The following is a 19,210-nucleotide window of genomic DNA, read 5'->3' as shown; positions in this document are numbered from 1 at the left end:
ATGGCTCGCTCATTCGCCGAATTCGGCAACGCTCTCTACACCGGCGAGAAGTCGATCGACTTCGTCGGCAAGCGCAAGACCTGGTACACGATCTCGATCGTGCTGATCGTGCTCTGCGTGCTTGGCCCGCTGCTGCGCGGCGGTTTCACCTTCGGCATCGAGTTCACGGGCGGCAGCCAGTTCCAGGCGCACATCGCGGGGGACGGGGATCGCGATCCCGCCATCGCCGAGGCCGCGGTCGCGGAGGTGCTGCCCTCGGCCGCGCCTCGTGTGGCGCAGGTCGGCCCCACCGACATCCGCGTGCAGACCGAGGCCCTCGACGATGCCGAGAACCGCGAGGTGACCGCGGCCCTCGCCAAGGCCTACGGCATCGCCGAAGACGAGGTCACCTACTCCTACATCGGCCCCGCCTGGGGCCAGGACATCACCAAGCAGGCGGTCATCGCGCTCGTGGTGTTCCTGCTGTTCGCCGCACTGGTGATGGCCATTTACTTCCGCACCTGGAAGATGTCGCTCGCGGCCATCATCGCGCTGCTGCACGACCTCGTGATCACCGCGGGCGTCTACGGCATCTCCGGGTTCGAGATCACGCCCGCGGCGATGATCGGCTTCCTCACCATCCTGGGCTACTCGCTCTACGACACGGTGGTGGTGTTCGACAAGATCCGCGAGAACACCTCGCCTGGCGAGCTGAACGATCGGCGCACCTTCGCCGAGTCGGTCAACCTCGGCATCAACCAGACGCTCGTGCGCTCGATCAACACCTCGATCGTCGCTCTGCTGCCCGTCGCCTCGATCCTCTTCATCGGCGCGTTCGTGCTCGGCGCGGGGACGCTGCGGGATATCTCGCTGGCCCTGTTCATCGGCATCCTGGTGGGCGCCTACTCGACCATCTTCATCGCTGCGCCCTCGTACGCGCACCTGCGCGAGGGCGAGCCCGGCATCAAGCGGCACGATGAGAAGGTGCTCCGCGCGCGCGGTACGAAGCAGAGCTCGGAGGAGCAGCGGGACGGGGCAGCGGTCGACGCCTGACTCGGTTCGTGGGAATGACCTCTCGTGGTGTAACGTTCAAACATTCGAGGAGGTCTGAGTTTGGTCGCGAATGACGTCACGCAACAGAGCGGTGCGACAGCGCTGCGCAGACTGGTGCCGCGGGTCTTCTCCCGAGGCAGCTCTCCCGGTGCCGTCGATCAGCTCATACGCACGGTGCGCGCCAACTATCCGCGCTCCGATCTCTCGGTCATCGAGCGCGCTTACACGGTCGCCGAGCGCGCGCACCGCGGGCAGAAGCGCCGCAGCGGCGAGCCCTACATCACCCATCCGATCGCGGTCGCCCAGATCCTCGCGGAGCTGGGTGTCGCCCCCGTGGCCATCGCCGCGGCGCTGCTGCACGACACCGTCGAGGACACGGAGTACACGCTCGAGCAACTGACCGAGGAGTTCGGCGAGGAGATCGCCATGCTCGTCGACGGGGTGACCAAGCTCGACAAGGTCAAGTACGGAGACTCCGCGCAGGCCGAGACCGTGCGCAAGATGGTGGTCGCGATGTCGAAGGACATCCGCGTGCTGGTGATCAAGCTCGCGGATCGCCTCCACAACGCGCGCACCTGGGGCTTCGTGCCGAGCGACTCCGCCAAGCGCAAGGCGCAGGAGACCATCGAGATCTACGCTCCGCTCGCGCACCGGCTCGGGATCCAATCGCTGAAGGCAGAGCTCGAGGACCTCTCGTTCGCGGTGCTCAAGCCCAAGCTGTACGCCGAGATCGAGAACCTGGTGACGCAGCGCAACCCGCAGCGCGACGAGCTCGTCGGCAACGTGATCGGCTCGATCGAGAGCGATCTCCGCGAGGCGAAGATCCGCGGCGAGGTGACGGGCAGGCCGAAGGAGCTCTACTCGATCTACCAGAAGATGGTGGTGCGCGGCCGCGATTTCGACGACATCTACGATCTGGTCGGCATCAGGGTGCTCGTGAACTCGATCCGCGACTGCTACGCCGTTCTCGGCGCCGTGCACGCGCGATGGACGCCGATCCCGGGCCGTTTCAAGGACTACATCGCGACCCCCAAGTTCAATCTGTACCAGTCGCTGCACACGACGGTGATCGGCCCCGACGGCCGGGCGGTGGAGATCCAGATCCGCACGGTCGAGATGCACCAGCGTGCCGAGTACGGCGTGGCCGCGCACTGGAAGTACAAGCAGCGGCAGCAGGGGCAGCAGGCCCCGGGCTCGAGCGACATGGCGTGGCTCGCCCACATTTCGGACTGGCAGGCCGAAACGGAGGATCCCAGCGAGTTCCTCGACGCGCTGCGCTTCGAGATCGGCGCGAAAGAGGTGTACGTCTTCACTCCGAAGGGCCGCGTGATCGGCCTCCCGGCGGGTGGCACCCCGGTGGACTTCGCCTATGCCGTGCACACCGAGGTCGGGCACCGCACGATGGGTGCTCGCGTGAACGGACGCCTGGTGTCCCTGGAGACCGTGCTCCAGAACGGCGACGTGGTCGAGGTGTTCACCTCGAAGGACCCGAACGCGGGCCCGAACAAGTCGTGGCTCGAGTTCGTGAAGAGCAAGCGGGCGCAGAACAAGATCCGCCAGTGGTTCACCAAGGAGCGCCGCGAGGAGGACGCGGAGAACGGCAAGGTCGAGATCACCAAGGCGCTGCGCAAGCAGGCGCTCCCGCTGCATCAGGTGATGAACTCCGATGCGCTGCAGCAGGTCGCGCTGCAGCTGCGGTACGCCGATGTGACCGCGCTCTACGCTGCGGTCGGGGCCGGGCACGTCTCGGCGCAGTCTGTGGTCGAGAAGGTCACCGCGCTCGTGTTCGACGAGCAGACCTCCACCGAGCCGGCGCTCGCGACGCTGCCGATCCTCGAGGCGCCGCGCGCGAGCAAGGTCTCCGATTCGAGCGGGGTCGTCGTGACGGGCGCGTCCGGGGTGCTCGCGAAGCTCGCGAAGTGCTGCACCCCGGTTCCGGGCGACGAGATCAAGGGGTTCGTCACCAAGTCCGAGGGAGTCTCGGTGCACCGCGTCGACTGCCACAACTTCCTGAACCTGCGTGAGCAGCAGGACCGCGTGGTCGACGTCGAGTGGGCGCCGACCTCGAAGAGCCTGTTCCTCGTGCAGATCCAGATCGAGGCCCTCGACCGTTCGGGCCTGCTCTCCGATATCACCCGAGTGCTCTCCGAGCACCACGTCAACATCCTCTCGGCCTCGGTCAACACCTCCACTTCGCGTCTCGCGATCAGCAAGTTCGTCTTCGAAATGGCGAACGCCACTCATCTCGATCACGTGTTGGGCGCCGTTCGGCGCATCGACGGCGTCTACGACGTCTATCGCATCACCAACTGACCGCCGAGCCGATGATGGGGCGGCCGCGGTCCCGCAGCGTCGTCGAGACGGGCGAGGGCCGTGGCGCGGTACTGCGGTCGGCCGCTGGCGATCCGCTCGCGGATCGTCTCGATGCCGCCCTCGCTCATAGAGCCGAGGAGCCGCACTGCGACGCGGTACGACAGCGGGAACGGGCCGGGGACCCTGAGTAGATCGCATGCGGTCTGCTCAGGGGTCGTGACGACCAGACCCTCGTCCAGACGCTGCAGCTCGGGCTCCGCATAGGCGAACTGGTGCAGCACGATGTCCGGAGCCGTGCCGCGATGCGTCGGGCGGCGTCGCCCGACGGTCGAGAATTCCAGTGGACGTCCGGGCTCGCGGCAGGCTCCCCAGACCCATGCGGCGGTCATCCGCACGGCGATCCGGTCGGGCGTCAGCCAGGCGCCGAGCGCCGCGGCGCGAACCCTCGGCGTATCGGGCCAGCCCGCCCCGCGGAAGCCCGGCCCGCAGCGCACCAGCGTACCTCGGAGATGCTCGGCGAACTGCACGGCCTCCGGCCAGCGGTCGAATCGGGGGAGTGCGGGCTTGAGCGGTGCGGCCATGTCTCAATGCTCGACCCCGAGAACCGTAAAAACCAGTCCCCGGGGTCGAATGTGGATAACTCGCCGCATCACAGGCCGATCGGTCGCCTGTGAGCGAGTCGCGCTCAGTCGCCGATCGCCGCGAGCCACGACCGCTGCGTGGCCAGCTTCTCCTCGACGTCGGCCTGCGCCTTCGCATCCCCCGTCGCCCGAGCCGCTTCGAGCTGCTCGGTGAGCTCGGCGATGGAGGATTCGAGCTGACCGCGCAGCCCCTCGCTACGGGCCTTCGTCTCGGGATCGGTCTTGCGCCAGTGCTCTTCCTCGAGCCCCTTCACATGATCCTCGATCTTGCGCAAACGCGACTCGATGTCGCGCAGAGCCTCGCGCGGCACTCGGCCGATCTCGTCCCAGCGCAGCTGCACCTCCGTGAGCGCCTTGCGTGCTGCTGCGTGGTCGCGCTGCTCGAGGATCGGAGCGGCCTCATCGAGCAGCGCCTGCTTGGCGACGAGGTTGGCGGTGTACTCCTCGTTGGTCTGGGCGGCCTCGGCGGCCTTGGCCTCGTAGAGCACGTCGCCGGCGGCCTTGAAGCGCGCCCACAGCTGATCATCGAGCTTGCGGCTCGCGCGACCGGCGGCCTTCCACTCGTCGAGCAGCGCACGGTATGCGGGGATGCCCTCGACGCCCTTCGGGGCGAGCGCCTCGGCCGCGGCGATGATCCGCTCCTTGCGCTGCTTCACGTCCTTGTTGTTGGCGTCCATCTGCGCGAAGTGCGCGCGGCGGGCCGAGTCGAACGACTGGCGCGCGGTGCGGAAGCGCTTCCACAGCGCGTCGGCCTGCGACTTCGGGATCTGCGGCCCGCTGCGCTGCGACGACTGCCAATCGGAGAAGAGCTGCTCGAAGGCCTGGCTCGTGTCCTTCCACCGGATCGAGTTCTCGGGTTGAGCTGCGAGCCGCTCCGCCTCGGCGACGATGGCCTCGCGCTTGGCGAGTGCCTCCTGGCGCGCAGCCTCGCGCTCGGCCTGCTGCTTCTCGCCGAGCTCCGCGGTCTTCTCGCCGAGCTTCTCGACGCGAGCGCGCAGTGCGGCGATATCGCCGACAGCTGCGGGCTCGATGAGCTGCTCGCGCAGCTTCGCGACCGTGTCGGTGGCGGACGCATCGGCGGTGCCTCGGGCGACGCGGGCCTCGAGCAGCACGATCTGACCCTCGAGATCGGCGTACTTGCGAGTGAAGTAGGCGAGGGCCTCCTCCGGTGTGCCGTCGGGGAACGAACCGACCACGCGTTCGCCGTCGCCCTCGCGCACGTAGACGGTGCGGTCGTCGTCGACTCGGCCCCAGGGCGTTTCGTTGATCGCTTCGCTCAAGGTTCTGCTCACCTGTCGTGTGGGGCCGGCTTGCCGACCAGTAACGGATAGACCCCTCCACTATGCCACAGCCGGGTTTGTCAGGGGTGCTCGGTAGCATTGGGAACGTGGAAACCTACGCTGCTCCCGCTCATACGGCACCCCTCGCGGTCCGCATGAGACCGCGCTCCCTCGACGAGGTCGTGGGGCAGCAGCATCTGCTGCGCCCGGGGTCGCCGCTGCGTACGCTCGCCTCGGAATCGGGTGGCGGCGGAGGAGCCGTCTCCGTCATCCTCTGGGGGCCTCCGGGCACGGGCAAGACCACGCTGGCGCAGGCGATCGCGCACTCGAGCGGTCGGCGCTTCGTGGAGCTCTCCGCGGTGACCGCCGGTATCAAGGACGTGCGCACCGTGATGGAGCGGGCGCTGAACGACCGGGATCTCTACGACATCGCGACCGTGCTGTTCCTCGACGAGATCCACCGGTTCACCAAGGCGCAGCAGGATGCGCTGCTGCCGGGCGTCGAGAACGGGTGGGTCACCCTCGTCGCCGCCACCACCGAGAACCCCTCGTTCTCGGTGATCAGCCCGCTGCTCTCGCGCTCGCTGCTCCTCACGCTCGAGCCTCTGGACGACGCTGATCTGCGCAGGCTTCTCGAGCGCGCCATCGCAGATCCACGCGGGCTCGGCGGCGAGGTGGCGGCCGATGAAGAGGCGCTCGACGCCCTCGTGCAGCTCGCCTCGGGCGATGCGCGCCGCGCCCTCACGGCCCTCGAGGCCTCGGCCGCCTCAGCGCTCGCCGCGCGATCCGCGGACGACGGGAACGAGGGCGATGAGGGTGACGGTGCGGAGGATCCGGTCGAGCTGACCCCCGATATCGTCTCCACCGCGGTCGACCGCGCGCTGCTGCGATACGACCGCAACGGCGATCAGCACTACGACGTGATCAGCGCGTTCATCAAGTCCCTGCGGGGATCCGATCCCGACGCGGCGATCCACTATCTCGCGCGCATGATCGAAGCGGGGGAGGATCCGCGCTTCATCGCGCGGCGGTTGATGGTGCACGCGGCGGAGGATGTCGGGCTGGCGGATCCGCAGGCGCTGCCGATCGCGGTCGCGGCCGCCGAGGCCACGCAGCTCATCGGGCTGCCCGAGGCGAGGATCCCGCTGGCGGAGGCGACCATCTACATCGCCACGGCGCCCAAGTCGAACGCGGTGATCACAGCGATCGACACCGCGATCGCAGACGTGAAGGCGGGGCGGTTCGGCCTGGTGCCGAAGCACCTGCGCGACGCCCATTATCCGGGCGCGAAGCGGCTCGGGCACGGCAAGGGCTACGTCTATCCGCACAGCGACCCGCGCGGGGTCTCGCGCCAGCAGTATCTGCCGGACGAGCTGGTGGACCGCGTCTACTACTCGCCCACTCAGCACGGCCACGAGCGCAAGCTGTCCGATCGCCTCGAGAAGATCCGACGCATCACGCGCGGATGACGGCGGCGGAGGAGGGGCGCCGACGCATCGGCTGCGGCGGTATTGCGCCGATATCTGCTAAGCTAGACGCTGGCCAACACCGCTACCGCGCTCGGCTGCGCGCGGAGAGTCAGGTGGCAGGCGCCCTGTAGCCGGGTTTCTGCACTGGTCGTTCCCTCACCGAAGACGGTTTGCTGCGTCGCGTGCATTGCGAGCGAGAGCGCGTGAATGCGGGCGCAGCGTGGCCGAGAGAACATGCGGCTCGATCCCGGGCCGCACAGCACAGAAACCCGAAAGGACCCACGTGTCGACTACGTCGCGTACCCGTTCACAGACCCGCCGCTCGCGCGCGCTGGGCATCGCCCTCACCCCGAAGGCGGCCCGCTACCTCGAGAAGCGCCCCTACGGCCCCGGCCAGCACGGCCGCACCAAGCGCAAGAGCGACAGCGACTACGCCGTCCGCCTGCGCGAGAAGCAGCGTCTCCGCGCCCAGTACGGCATCCGCGAGAAGCAGCTGACCATCGCCTTCAAGGAGGCTCGTCGTCAGGACGGCCTGACCGGTGAGAACCTGGTCGAGCTGCTCGAGATGCGCCTCGACGCGCTCGTGCTGCGCGCCGGCTTCGCCCGCACCACCGCGCAGGCTCGCCAGCTCGTCGTGCACCGCCACATCCTCGTCGACGGCAAGATCGTCGACCGCCCCTCTTTCCGCGTGAAGCCGGGTCAGCTCATCCACGTCAAGGAGCGCTCGGAGGGCCTCGAGCCCTTCCAGGTCGCTGCTGCCGGTGGCCACGCAGAGGTGCTGCCCGCCGTCCCGGGTTACCTCGAGGTCGAGCTCGATAAGCTCCAGGCCCGCCTGGTGCGTCGCCCGAAGCGCGCCGAGGTCCCCGTGACCTGCGAGGTGCAGCTCGTGGTCGAGTACTACTCGGGTCGCTGAGCCCCGAGCACCGCACGCCGAGGGGGCGTCGGGATCCGAGAGATCGGGATCCGGCGCCCCCTCGGCGTTTCGTCTGGCGCACGGAACGCTGTCGGCGGCTACCGCTAAGCTTGGGAGATGCTTCTCGCGCGCGGTCGCCAGGCCGCGCGGAACGCCGCTAGGAGGAATGGGAACATGCGCAAACTGCTGTGGCTGATGACCGGAGTGGTGCTGGGATTCATCGGCGCCCACTTCGTCAACCAGACGCCCGAGGGCCGGCGATTCTTCGCTCGCGTCAATCGCGGCCTCGATGAGCTGGGGAGCGCCTTCGTCGCCGGGTACCGCATGGCCGAGGCCGAGGCCGACGAGGCGCTCGACGACGTCGAAGACGCACTGCGCAAGCTGCGCGAGCAGCGCTGATCCCGCACACCATCACCGCCCCACCCCAGAAGGACCCCGACCGGATGCAGACCGCCGAAATCCACCGCCGCTGGCTCGACTTCTTCGAGAAGAGGGGGCACACGGTCGTGCCCTCGGCCTCGCTCGTGAGCGACGACCCCAGCCTGATGTTCACGGTCGCCGGCATGGTGCCGTTCGTGCCCTATCTCTCCGGCCTCGTCCCCGCGCCGTACGCGCGCGCGACGAGCGTGCAGAAGTGCATTCGCACGAACGATATCGAGGAGGTCGGCAAGACCCCGCGCCACGGTACCTTCTTCCAGATGTGCGGCAACTTCTCCTTCGGCGACTACTTCAAAGAGGGTGCGATCCGCTTCGCGTGGGAGCTGCTCACCACGAGCGAGGAGGACGGCGGTCTCGGTTTCGACCCGAAGGACCTGTGGGTCACCGTCTACGAGGAGGACGACGAGGCGATCGCGCTGTGGAAGCAGCACTCCACGCTGCCCGACGAGCGCATCCAGCGACTCGGCAAGGACACGAACTACTGGTCGACCGGGCAGCCGGGCCCGGCCGGCCCGTGCTCCGAGATCTTCTACGATCTGGGGCCGGAGTACGGCGTCGACGGCGGCCCCGCGACGGACGACGACCGCTACGTCGAGATCTGGAACCTGGTGTTCATGCAGTATCAGATCACCGACGTGAAGTCGAAGACCGACTTCACCATCGTCGGCGATCTGCCGAAGCAGAACATCGACACGGGCATGGGGCTCGAGCGCGTCGCCTTCATCAAGCAGGGCGTGCAGAACATGTACGAGATCGACCAGGTGCGACCCGTGCTCGACCGCGCGGCCGAACTGGCGGGTAAGACCTACGGCGCGAATCACGACGACGACGTGCGCCTGCGCGTCATCGCGGATCACGTGCGCAGCGGGCTGATGCTCATCGCCGACGGCGTCACACCGTCGAACGAGGGCCGCGGCTACATCCTGCGACGCCTGCTCCGCCGGGTGATCCTGTCGATGCGTCTGCTCGGCTTCGACGGTCCGAGCTTCGCGGAACTGTTCCCGGTGTCGCGCGACGCCATGAAGGCCGCCTATCCCTCCGTCGAGCGCGACTTCGACTTCATCTCTCGTGCGGCCTACGCCGAGGAGAAGACGTTTCTGCGCACACTCGCGTCGGGGATCCAGATCCTCGACACCGCCGTCGCCGACGCGAAGAGCGCCGGCGTCGAGGTACCGGGCGACACCGCCTTCCTGCTGCACGATACGCACGGCTTCCCCATCGAGCTGACCCTGGAGATCGCGGAGGAGGCGGGCGTCGCCGTGAACCGCGAGGTCTTCGCCTCGCTCATGGAGGAGCAGCGCGAGCGCGCCAAGGCCGACGCCAAGGCGAAGAAGGGGCAGCGCGCCGACCTCTCGGTCTACAAGGAGCTGCGCGGGCTGGGCGAGACCGCCTTCGTCGGCTACGACGAGCTGAACCACGAGAGCCGGGTGCTCGGCATCGTGGTCGACGGCGCCCCTGCACCCGAGGCCCGCGAGGGGCAGATCGCCGAGATCGTGCTCGCGGAGACCTCGCTGTGGGCTGAGTCGGGGGGACAGGACTCCGATCAGGGCGTCATCGTCGGCGACGGCTTCGAGGCCGAGGTGCTCGACGTGCAGAAGCCCGTGCCGGGCCTCATCGTGCACACGGTGAAGGTGACGGTCGGCGTCGTCGGTCTCGATGCGCGCGCCGAGACCCGCGTCGACGCCGACTACAGGCGCGGGGCGACGCAGGCGCACTCGGGCACCCACATCGTCCACGCCGCACTGCGCGAGGTGCTCGGCTCGAACGCGCACCAGGCCGGCTCCTACAACAAGGCCGGGTATCTGCGCCTCGACTTCACGCACAGCGAGGCGCTCTCCGCTGCGACGAAGAGCGAGATCGAGGAGATCTCGAACCTCGCGATCCGCAGCGACTACGACGTGGTCGCGCGCGAGATGCCGCTCGACGAGGCGAAGGCCATGGGCGCCATGGCGCTCTTCGGCGAGAAGTACGGCGACCGTGTGCGCGTCGTCGACATCGGAGGCCCCTGGTCGCGCGAGCTGTGCGCGGGCACCCACGTCTCCAGCTCCTCCGAGGTCGGCATGATCAGCCTGGTGTCCGAGAGCTCGGTTGGTTCCACCAACCGGCGTGTCGAGTCGCTCGTCGGCATCGAGGCGTTCCGCAACTTCGCCGCCGAGCGCGCGATCGTGCAGCAGCTCACGAACGGCCTGAAGGTGCCGCGCGCCGAGCTGGTGACCAAGGTGCAGGATCTCGGCGCTCAGCTGCGCGCGGCCGAGAAGAAGGTCGCGGCACTCGAGGCCGAGAAGCTCGGCCAGCGCGTTCCCGAACTGCTCGCGAGTGCCGCTGAGGTCGGCGGCGTGCGCACCGTGCTCGGCTCGCTCGGCGCGGTCGGCTCGGCCGACGACGTGCGGTCGTTGGTGCTGCAGCTGCGCGACCGTCTCGGCTCCGACGCCGGCGTCGTGGCGCTGGCTGGCGCGGTGCCGGCCGGTGACGGGGCGAGCAAGCCCGTCGTGATCGCCGCTACGACCGCGGCGGCGAGGGACCGGGGGGTGCGCGCGGGGGATCTCGCCAAGCTCGGCGCGAAGGTGCTCGGCGGCGGCGGTGGCGGTAAGCCGGATCTCGCCCAGGGCGGCGGCACCGATCCGGCGAAGATCGATGACGCGCTCGCCGAGATCCGGCGACACCTGGCAGGCTGATGCGCAGCGGAGTACGTCTCGGTATCGACGTGGGCAAGGCCCGTATCGGCGTCTCGCGCAGCGACCCCCACGGCATGCTGGCGACCCCCGTCGAAACGGTGCCGCGCGACCTCCGCGGTGACGCCGACCTGGCGCGCATCGTCGAGATCGCGGCCGAGTTCGAGGCACTCGAGGCGATTGTCGGGCTGCCGCTCAACATGCGGGGGGAGCGCACCCTTTCCACCGACGACGCGGCGCGCTTCGCCGAGCGCCTGGCCGCGCGCCTCGTGCCGACCGGAGTGCCCGTGCGCCTGGTCGACGAGCGCCTCTCGACAGTGTCGGCGCAGGGCCATCTGCGTCAGGCCGGCAAGAAGACGAAGCAGAGCCGATCGATCATCGACCAGGCCGCCGCCGTGGTCATTCTGCAGCACGCGCTCGACATCGAGCGCGCGCGCGGCGAAGCGCCGGGCCAGCCGGTCACGACCCCAGAGCCCCCCGAGGAGGAGACTCGAACATGAACGCTCGCACCCGCGACGACTCCCGACGCACCGGCCGGCGGGTCCTGATCTCGCTGCTGGTCGCCCTGGTGCTGCTGGGCGGCCTCGCCGCAGCGGGCGGCTACCTGTGGACGCAGTACGGCGAGCAGATCTCGCTGGCGATGGGGTGGTCCACGAACGACTACGATGACAGCGACCAGGGCGAGGAGACCACGGTCACCATTCGGGAGGGCGAGATCGGCGAGGACATCGCCGCCTCGCTCGAGAAGGCCGGGGTGGTGAAGACCTCCGACGCGTTCTACGAACTGCTGCTCGCGCAGGAGCCGCAGGTCGAGTTCTTGCCGGGCATCTACACGGTGCGGGAGCGCATGAGCTCCCAGGCCGCGCTCGAGGCCCTGCAGGATCCCGAGAACCGGCAGCAGCTGAGCGCCACGATCCCGGAGGGGCTCACGATCGAGGGCACCCTCGAGCTGCTGTCGGAGGGATCGGGCATCCCCTATGAGGAGTTCGTCGCGGCCGCCGAAGATCCAGCCGCATACGGGCTCCCCGAGGGCGTGCCCTCGCTCGAGGGCTGGCTGTTCCCGGCGACCTACGAGTTCTCGCCGGAGATGACCGCCGAGGACATCATCGCGCTGCTGGTCAGCCACCAGGTGCAGGTGCTCGACGAGTTCGGGGTGGCCGAGGCGGATCGCGAGCGCGTGCTGACCATCGCCTCCATCGTGCAGCGGGAGGGCCGGGACGAGGACTTCTCGAAGATCTCCCAGGTCATCCACAAGCGACTCGAGGTCGACATGGCGCTCGGCATGGACTCGACCGCCCAGTACGGTTCGGGCGAGCACGGCAGCTTCTGGTCGAGCGACGAGGCGCTCAGCGACGACAACCCCTGGAACACGTATGTGCACAAGGGCCTGCCGATCGGGCCGATCTCGAACCCGGGGCGTGCGGCGATCGATGCCGCACTGCACCCGGCCGACTCCGATTGGCTGTACTTCGTGAACGCGCCCGGCGGCGACGGCGCGCTGACGTTCACGACCAACGAGACCGAGCACGAGGCCGCGATCCAGGAGTACCGGGACTGGTGCGCCGCGACGCCGGACAGCGGGTGCTGAGGTGACGGGCCCCGACGCGCGCGGCGGCGAGAGCGTGCGCGCCCCGATCACCGCGCTGCCCTCGGCGACGCTGGCGGTGCTCGGCTCTCCGATCGCCCACTCGAAGTCGCCGGCGATCCACGCCGCGGCCTACGCGGAGCTCGGGGTCGACTGGCGCTACGGACGCGAGGAGCTGCGGGCAGACGGCCTTGCGGCCTACCTCGAAGGGCTCGGACCCGAGTGGCGGGGGCTGTCGCTCACCATGCCGCTCAAGGAGGAGGCGCACCGGCTCGCACTCGTGCGCGATCCCGTCGCGGAGGAGAGCGGCGTGGTCAACACCCTGCTGCACCTCGGTGCGCCCGCGCCCGGCGGGCGCACCGCGTGGGCGGGATTCAACACCGACGTCGGGGGGCTGGCCGCCGCGATCCGCCGCGCCGGGCTCGACGCCGCGCACACGGTCGTGATCGGCTCGGGCGCCACGGCCGTGTCGGCGGTGCTCGCGGCCCGTCTCCTCGGGGCCTTGCACGTCGAGGTGGTCGCCCGCAACGTCGAGAGGATCGCGGACCTGGTGGCGCGCTTCGGCGACTCCCGGGAGCCGGGGGCCGACATCGCCCTGCATATGTCGGGCACGCCGCTGAGCCAGGCGGTGCATCTGCCCGCCGGCTGGAGTGCGCCGAACCCGTTCAACCCCGCCGAGGGCGCGCCCACGCTGGTGATCTCGACCCTCCCGGGCGGTGCGATCAGCGACGTCGAACTGCCGGAGGCGCTGCTGCGGACGCCGCTCTTCGACGTCGCCTACGATCCCTGGCCCTCGCCGCTGGCCGAGCGCTGGCTCGCCGCCGGGGGAGCCGCGCACTCCGGCGAGGGGATGCTCGTGGAGCAGGCCCTGCTGCAGATCAGGATCTTCGTGGCCGGCGATCCCGCTGTGCCGCTGCCGGACGAGGAGCGCCTGCTCGAGGTCATGCGAGACGCGGCCGGCTCCTCGGGTGTGGGAAGATAGCAGGTATGCTGCGTTGGCTGACTGCCGGAGAATCTCACGGCCCTGAACTCATCGCCGTCCTCGAGGGGCTGCCCGCCGGCGTGCCCGTGTCGCTCGACGGGATCCGCGAAGACCTCGCTCGTCGCAAGCTCGGTTACGGCCGCGGCTCGCGCATGAAGTTCGAGCAGGACGAGCTGCACCTGTCGGGCGGCGTCGTGCACGGTGTCTCGATCGGCGGACCGGTCGCGATCCGCATCGGCAACACCGAGTGGCCGAAGTGGACGGAGGTCATGAGCGCCGAGGCCGTCGAGCTCACCGAGAAGTCGCGCGGCCGCGGCGCCCCGCTGACGCGGCCCAGGCCCGGTCACGCCGACCTCGCGGGCATGCAGAAGTACGGCTTCGACGAGGCGAGGCCCGTGCTCGAACGGGCGAGCGCCCGTGAGACCGCGGCGCGCGTCGCGCTCGGGGCGGTCGCGCGTTCGTTCCTCGCGGAGCTCGGGATCCGGCTCGTGAGCCACACGATCTCGATGGGCGAGGTCGAGGTGCCCGAGGGCGCGCCGCTGCCGCGCCCCGACGACGTGACGGCGCTCGACGCGGATCCGCTGCGCTGCTTCGATGCGGCGACGAGCGCCCGCATGGTCGAGGAGGTCGACGACACCAAGAAGACCGGCGACACCCTCGGCGGCATCGTCGAGGTGCTCGCCTACGGCCTGCCGCCCGGGCTCGGATCGTACGTGCACTGGGACCGCCGCCTCGATTCCCGCATCGCCGGGGCGCTCATGGGCATCCAGGCGATCAAGGCGGTCGAGGTCGGCGACGGCTTCGAGACCACGCGTCGCAGAGGATCGGCCGCGCACGACGAGTTGCACCTCGCCGACGGAGGCATCGCCCGCGAGACTGATCGCGCCGGTGGCATCGAGGGCGGCATGACGACGGGCCAGGTGCTGCGGGTTCGCGCAGGCATGAAACCGATCGCCACCGTGCCCCGCGCGCTGCCCACCGTCGACATCGCGACCGGTGAGGAGGCGAAGGCGCACCACCAGCGCAGCGACGTCACCGCGGTGCCGGCCTCGGGCGTCGTGGCCGAGGCCATGGTCGCGCTCGTGCTCGCCGATGCCGTGACCGAGAAGTTCGGCGGCGACAGCCTGCCCGAGACGCGGCGCAACCTCGAGGCGTATCTCGCGGCGATCCCCGCGCGGCTGGCGACCGTCATCGAGTCGTGAACAGGAAGCGGCGAGCGGGTCGCGAGGCCGGACCGCCCGCGGCGAAGCCCAAGCCCGCGCCCCCGGCGAAGCCGTCGCCCCCGAAGGACGCCATCGGGGTCGGAGCGGGCGCCGGGTCTCCCCGGGGCTCAGCGGGGCGTACCGACACCGGCTCATCCGCGGGAGCTCCCGCGGGCGCGGGTTCTCGCGGCCGGTCGCGCCGGCGGCGGCGTCGGCGGTCCGGCGCCAAGCTGCCGGACCGGGCGGTCGTGTTCGTCGGCCCGATGGCCGCCGGGAAGACGAGCCTCGGCAAGCGGGTGGCGCGCGAACTCGGGGTCCCGTTCATCGATACCGATGCGGTGTTCGTACGGCAGCACGGACCGATCGCGGAGTTCTTCGAACGGCACGGCGAGCCCGAGTTCAGACGCCTCGAGGCGGAGGTGATCGCTGCCGAGCTCGCGGTCGAGGGTGGCCGCATCGTCGCGCTCGGCGGGGGAGCCGTGCTCTCCGACAGCACCCGGCGGCTGCTCGCGAAGCATCCCGTGGTGCTGCTCATGACCACCCAGGAGGCCGTGCTGCGCACGGCGAACCTGGCGCGCAGGCCCCTGCTGCGCGACGACCCCGAGGCGTGGGGGCGGATTCTCGAGGAGCGCCGGCCGCTCTACGAGGAGGTCGCGGACGTGACCTACCGCACCGATCGGGCCACCAAGGAGCAGCTCGCGCGCCGCGTGGCGCAGTGGGCTCGGAGTTTCAGGAAGAGGAGCGACAACGCATGAGCGACACCCCGACCCTCATCGAGGTCACCGGAGAGAACGCGTACACCGTCTCCGTCGGTCGAGGCGTGCTCGACCGGGTGCCCGACGCGCTCGGCGACCGCGTGGCGAAGGTGCTCATCGTGCACACGGCCACCGTCGGCAGGCTCGCCGACGAGCTGCGCACTTCGCTGCAGCAGCGCTACGGGCAGGTGCTGCTCGCCGAGGTGCCCGATGCCGAGGCCGCGAAGCGGGTCGAGGTGGCTGCGTTCTGCTGGCAGATCATGGGCCAGGCCGATTTCACCCGCACCGACGCGGTGATCGGGCTGGGCGGCGGTGCCGTCACCGACCTCGCCGGCTTCGTCGCCGCGACCTGGCTGCGCGGTGTGCGGCTCGTGCAGATCCCGACCACGGTGCTCGGCATGGTCGACGCCTCGGTCGGTGGCAAGACCGGCATCAATACCGCCGAGGGCAAGAACCTGGTCGGATGCTTCTACGCGCCCGCCGCGGTCGTCTGCGATCTCGATCTGCTCGCTACGCTGCCGAAGAACGAGATCCTCGCCGGCTTCGCCGAGGTCGCCAAGTGCGGCTTCATCGCCGAGCCCGAGATCCTCGACATCCTCGAGCAAGACGTGGAGCGGGCGACGGATCCCTCGACCCCCGAGTTCCAACGCGCGGTCGAGCTCGCGATCGGGGTGAAGGCGCGCGTGGTCTCCGAGGATTTCCGCGAGGGGGGCCTGCGCGAGATCCTCAACTACGGACACACGCTCGGGCACGCGATCGAGCATGCCGAGCGCTACCAGTGGCGGCACGGCGTCGCGATCTCGATCGGCATGATGTACGCCGCCGAGCTGGGGCGGATGGCGGGCGGGCTCTCCGACGCGGTGGTCGAACGGCATCGCAGGATCCTGAGCTCCCTGTCGCTGCCGCTCTCGTACCCCGCCGGCCGCTGGCCCGGTCTGCTCGTCGCGATGCAGCGCGACAAGAAGGCGCGAGCCGGGATGCTGCGCTTCATCGTGCTCGACGACGTCGCCAAGCCGCGCGTGCTCGCCGGGGTCGACGAATCGATGCTGCAGTTCGCCTATCAGGAGATCGCCTCCTGACAGGCGGCGGTGACGGCGACGGTCGAGGATTCGCCCCGCCGTCGCTGATACATCTTCCGCAGCGAACCCGCTGCGGTGTTTCCGAATATGACGCGTCGCGGGCGAGACACGCTCACGACCGATAGATTTGACGGGCCACGCGGAACGACCGTTGCGCGATACCCACCTGACACAGGAGTTTCCCATGAGCCTTCGACGCCGACTCTCGGGAGGCATCGCCCTCCTCGCCGCCGCAACCCTGCTCGCGGGATGCGCATCGGGCGGAGACTCCGAGGCGGCCGGCTCCGGCGATCCGGCTGACGCGCCGAAGATCACCTTCCTCTACTCGCCCTACGCCGATTACGCCCCCTTCTTCATCGCTGAGGAGAAGGGCTACTTCGAGGACGCGGGGCTCGACGTCGAGCTGATCTCGAAGAGCGGCAGCTCCGGCGAGACCTATCAGCAGGTGAGCACCGGCAGCATCACCGCGGGCGGTGCGACCTGGGGCGCGGGCCTGTTCAACGCGACCAAGGCAGGGGCCTCGCTCTCGGTCATCGCGAGCGTGTCGAAGGTGCCCGACGAGGGCAAGAACCCGGCGCCGCTCATGGCCTCGGAGGAGTCGGGCGTCACCGACGCGAAGCAGCTCAAGGGCAAGAAGATCGGCATTCCGGGCGACGGCGGCTTCGGCATCTACTCGGTGCACCTCGCGCTCGACTCGGTCGGCCTCAGCCTCGACGACGTCGAGCTCGTAAACCTGAGCCCGGGCGACATCCCGCCCGCCATGGCGAACGGCTCCGTCGACGCGAGCTGGACCATCGAACCGATCTCGTCGGCCATCACAACCGAGAACATCGGGCACGAGCTGCTGAGCGTGGATTACCAGGCCGGCGTCGAGCTGGGCGCCCTGGTGTTCAACAGCGAGTACGTCGAGAAGTACCCCGAGGCCGTGACGGCGTTCACCGCGGCGTACCTCCGCGCGGTGCAGGAACTGGAGGCCGGCGGCTGGCAGGACGCGGGCGACCAGGAGATCATCGCCGAGTACACCGAGCTGCCCGTCGAGACGCTCACCTCCATCGGTCTGACGCTGCAGGACCCCGACGGCGCCATCGACTGGGAGGACGTCGCCCGCCAGGAGCAGTTCTTCCGCGAGCGCGGCACCCTCGAGTTCGACGGCCCCTCGGGCATCGAGGAGGTCTTCCGCGAAGACATCCTGCAGGATGCGGTCGCGCAGGCGTCGGAGCAGGCAGATACCCAGTGACGGCGCCCGGCATCTCCATCCGCAACCTCTGGAAGGCGTTCCCGGACGCCGAGTCGAAGGGGGACGTGCTCGTCGCGGTCGAGGACGTCTCGCTTGAGATCGGTCAGAAGGAGTTCGTCTGCGTACTCGGCCCGTCGGGCTGCGGCAAGAGCACGCTGCTGCGGGTCGCCGCGGGGCTCGAGAAGCCGAGTCTCGGCGAGATCGAGACGCAGAGCCGGCCTTCCGTCGTGTTCCAGGAGCACGGGATCTTCCCCTGGCTCACGGTCGCCGAGAACGTCGGCTACCCGCTGAAGCTGCGGGGCGTCCCTCGCGCCCAGCGGCGCGAGCGCGTGCGCGAGCTGCTCGACCTGGTGGGGCTCTCCGATTTCGGCAGCTACTATCCCGCGCAGATCTCGGGCGGCATGCGTCAGCGCACCTCGGTGGCGCGCGCCCTCGCCGATGACGGCGACGCCCTGCTCATGGACGAGCCGTTCGGCGCGCTCGACGAGCAGACCCGCGTCGCTCTGCAGCAGGAGCTGCTGCGCATCTGGGAGCAGACGTCGAAGTCGGTCATGTTCATCACGCACAGCGTCGACGAGGCGCTCACGCTCGCGGATCGCGTCGTGGTCATGTCGCACCGGCCCGGTCGGATCGTCGCCGAGATCGAGATCCCGTTCGAGCGGCCGCGCGACATCATCGAGCTGCGGCGCGATCCCCGCTACGGCGAGATCACCTATCAGCTCTGGAACCTGCTCGAGCAGGACTCGGCGGGGGAGGAGGCGGCGTGACCGCGCAGACGGAGAGCGTGCAGACGGGTGGCGGATCGCGCGCGGAGATCGAGGAGCGGCTCGCCACTGCGGTGCAGGCCGAGAAGGGCTCGCCGTGGGTGCGGCGCATCGGCCCCTACACGCCGCTGCTGCTCATCCTCGTGTGGGAGGTGCTGAGCCGGGCGGGAGTGCTCGACGCTCGCTTCTTCCCGCCCCCGAGCTCGATCGTCGAGACGTTCGTGAAGATGCTCATGGACGGCGTGCTGCTCGAGCACACCGCGATGACCCTCTCGCGCATCCTCATCGGCTTCCTCATGGGGGCGATCCCCGGGGTGCTGCTCGGCGTGCTGCTCGGCACGATCAGACCGCTGCGACAGCTGCTCGAGCCGATCTTCGCGAGCCTGCTGCCGATTCCGAAGGTCGCGATCTTCCCGCTGCTGCTGCTCATCTTCGGTCTCGGCGAGAACAGCAAGTACGTGATCGTCGCCATCGGCGTGTTCTTCTACCTGTTCTTCAACACGATGAGCGGTGTGATGCAGACTCCGGCGCTGTTCGAGGACGTCGCGCGGGCCAACGGCGCCACGCGACTGCAGCGCTGGTTCACCGTATCGTTCCCGTACGCTCTGCCGTCGATCTTCACGGGTATGAAGCTCGCCACGGGCGGTGCGTTCGTGATCATCGCGGCATCGGAGTTCGTCGGGTCTCAGAGCGGTCTCGGCTATCTCATCTGGAGCTCGTGGTCGACGTTCGCCGTCTCGAAGATGTACGTGGGGATCGTGACGATCTCGGTGCTCGGCTATGGTGCGACGGCGCTCGAGGGCTTCATCGAGCGCCGCGTGGTGCCGTGGGTGAAGTATTGAGCGAGC

Annotated in this window: 17 protein-coding genes; 15 read left to right on the top strand and 2 right to left on the bottom strand. The window is 69.3% G+C overall.

Annotation, left to right across the window (positions count from 1 at the left end):
• A complete protein-coding gene (secF, locus tag AC0KXF_RS01470) occupies positions 1 to 1,032 on the top strand; it encodes a protein translocase subunit SecF (protein ID WP_473107507.1) in 1,032 nt (343 codons plus the stop codon).
• Positions 1,033 to 1,092: 60 nt separating this feature from the next.
• Positions 1,093 to 3,345, top strand: a complete 2,253-nt coding sequence (locus AC0KXF_RS01465) for a RelA/SpoT family protein (RefSeq protein ID WP_473107506.1) — start codon at positions 1,093 to 1,095, stop codon at positions 3,343 to 3,345.
• Here AC0KXF_RS01465 and AC0KXF_RS01460 read toward each other — a convergent pair.
• Both AC0KXF_RS01460 and AC0KXF_RS01455 read right to left on the bottom strand, forming a co-directional pair.
• The gene (locus AC0KXF_RS01460; protein WP_473107505.1) at positions 3,327 to 3,926 is read right to left on the bottom strand and encodes a hypothetical protein; all 600 of its coding nucleotides are present in this window, start codon (positions 3,924 to 3,926) and stop codon (positions 3,327 to 3,329) included. The two genes, AC0KXF_RS01465 and AC0KXF_RS01460, sit on opposite strands and share 19 nt — an antisense overlap.
• Positions 3,927 to 4,030: 104 nt before the next feature.
• Positions 4,031 to 5,266 (bottom strand): DUF349 domain-containing protein, encoded by a 1,236-nt coding sequence (locus AC0KXF_RS01455; protein ID WP_473107504.1) that lies wholly within the window; start codon positions 5,264 to 5,266, stop codon positions 4,031 to 4,033.
• A 155-nt stretch (positions 5,267 to 5,421) separates the two neighbouring features.
• Between AC0KXF_RS01455 and AC0KXF_RS01450 the strand changes: the two genes are divergently transcribed.
• The 13 genes from AC0KXF_RS01450 (at position 5,422) to AC0KXF_RS01390 (ending at position 19,204) form a co-directional block, all read left to right on the top strand.
• Positions 5,422 to 6,735 (top strand): replication-associated recombination protein A, encoded by a 1,314-nt coding sequence (locus AC0KXF_RS01450; RefSeq protein WP_473107884.1) that lies wholly within the window; start codon positions 5,422 to 5,424, stop codon positions 6,733 to 6,735.
• A 283-nt stretch (positions 6,736 to 7,018) separates the two neighbouring features.
• Positions 7,019 to 7,648 carry a 30S ribosomal protein S4 gene (gene rpsD / locus AC0KXF_RS01445; protein WP_223044036.1) on the top strand — a complete coding sequence of 210 codons (630 nt, stop codon included), beginning with the start codon at positions 7,019 to 7,021 and terminating at the stop codon, positions 7,646 to 7,648.
• Between the two features lie 174 nt (positions 7,649 to 7,822).
• Positions 7,823 to 8,047 (top strand): hypothetical protein, encoded by a 225-nt coding sequence (locus AC0KXF_RS01440; RefSeq protein WP_473107503.1) that lies wholly within the window; start codon positions 7,823 to 7,825, stop codon positions 8,045 to 8,047.
• A 44-nt stretch (positions 8,048 to 8,091) separates the two neighbouring features.
• A complete protein-coding gene (gene alaS / locus AC0KXF_RS01435; RefSeq protein ID WP_473107502.1) occupies positions 8,092 to 10,761 on the top strand; it encodes an alanine--tRNA ligase in 2,670 nt (889 codons plus the stop codon).
• Positions 10,761 to 11,258 carry a Holliday junction resolvase RuvX gene (gene ruvX / locus AC0KXF_RS01430; RefSeq protein WP_473107501.1) on the top strand — a complete coding sequence of 166 codons (498 nt, stop codon included), beginning with the start codon at positions 10,761 to 10,763 and terminating at the stop codon, positions 11,256 to 11,258. Before alaS ends, ruvX begins: the two co-directional genes overlap by 1 nt.
• Entirely contained in the window at positions 11,255 to 12,346 is a 1,092-nt protein-coding gene (gene mltG, locus AC0KXF_RS01425) for an endolytic transglycosylase MltG (RefSeq protein ID WP_473107500.1), read from the top strand. Before ruvX ends, mltG begins: the two co-directional genes overlap by 4 nt.
• A gap of 1 nt (position 12,347) precedes the next feature.
• Positions 12,348 to 13,325 (top strand): shikimate dehydrogenase family protein, encoded by a 978-nt coding sequence (locus AC0KXF_RS01420; RefSeq protein ID WP_473107499.1) that lies wholly within the window; start codon positions 12,348 to 12,350, stop codon positions 13,323 to 13,325.
• A gap of 5 nt (positions 13,326 to 13,330) precedes the next feature.
• Positions 13,331 to 14,527, top strand: a complete 1,197-nt coding sequence (gene aroC / locus AC0KXF_RS01415; protein WP_473107498.1) for a chorismate synthase — start codon at positions 13,331 to 13,333, stop codon at positions 14,525 to 14,527.
• A 263-nt stretch (positions 14,528 to 14,790) separates the two neighbouring features.
• A complete protein-coding gene (locus tag AC0KXF_RS01410; RefSeq protein ID WP_473107497.1) occupies positions 14,791 to 15,282 on the top strand; it encodes a shikimate kinase in 492 nt (163 codons plus the stop codon).
• The gene (aroB, locus tag AC0KXF_RS01405; protein WP_473107496.1) at positions 15,279 to 16,361 is read left to right on the top strand and encodes a 3-dehydroquinate synthase; all 1,083 of its coding nucleotides are present in this window, start codon (positions 15,279 to 15,281) and stop codon (positions 16,359 to 16,361) included. The genes AC0KXF_RS01410 and aroB overlap by 4 nt, the downstream gene beginning before the upstream one ends.
• A gap of 184 nt (positions 16,362 to 16,545) precedes the next feature.
• Positions 16,546 to 17,598, top strand: a complete 1,053-nt coding sequence (locus AC0KXF_RS01400; RefSeq protein WP_473107495.1) for an ABC transporter substrate-binding protein — start codon at positions 16,546 to 16,548, stop codon at positions 17,596 to 17,598.
• Positions 17,595 to 18,365 carry an ABC transporter ATP-binding protein gene (locus AC0KXF_RS01395; protein ID WP_223044026.1) on the top strand — a complete coding sequence of 257 codons (771 nt, stop codon included), beginning with the start codon at positions 17,595 to 17,597 and terminating at the stop codon, positions 18,363 to 18,365. The genes AC0KXF_RS01400 and AC0KXF_RS01395 overlap by 4 nt, the downstream gene beginning before the upstream one ends.
• A complete protein-coding gene (locus AC0KXF_RS01390) occupies positions 18,362 to 19,204 on the top strand; it encodes an ABC transporter permease (protein ID WP_473107494.1) in 843 nt (280 codons plus the stop codon). Before AC0KXF_RS01395 ends, AC0KXF_RS01390 begins: the two co-directional genes overlap by 4 nt.
• Positions 19,205 to 19,210 lie beyond the last annotated feature (6 nt).

Source organism: Leucobacter holotrichiae, from assembly GCF_055791005.1.
Note: the sequence above shows the minus strand (reverse complement) of the source record. Positions and strands in the feature narration are given on the sequence as shown.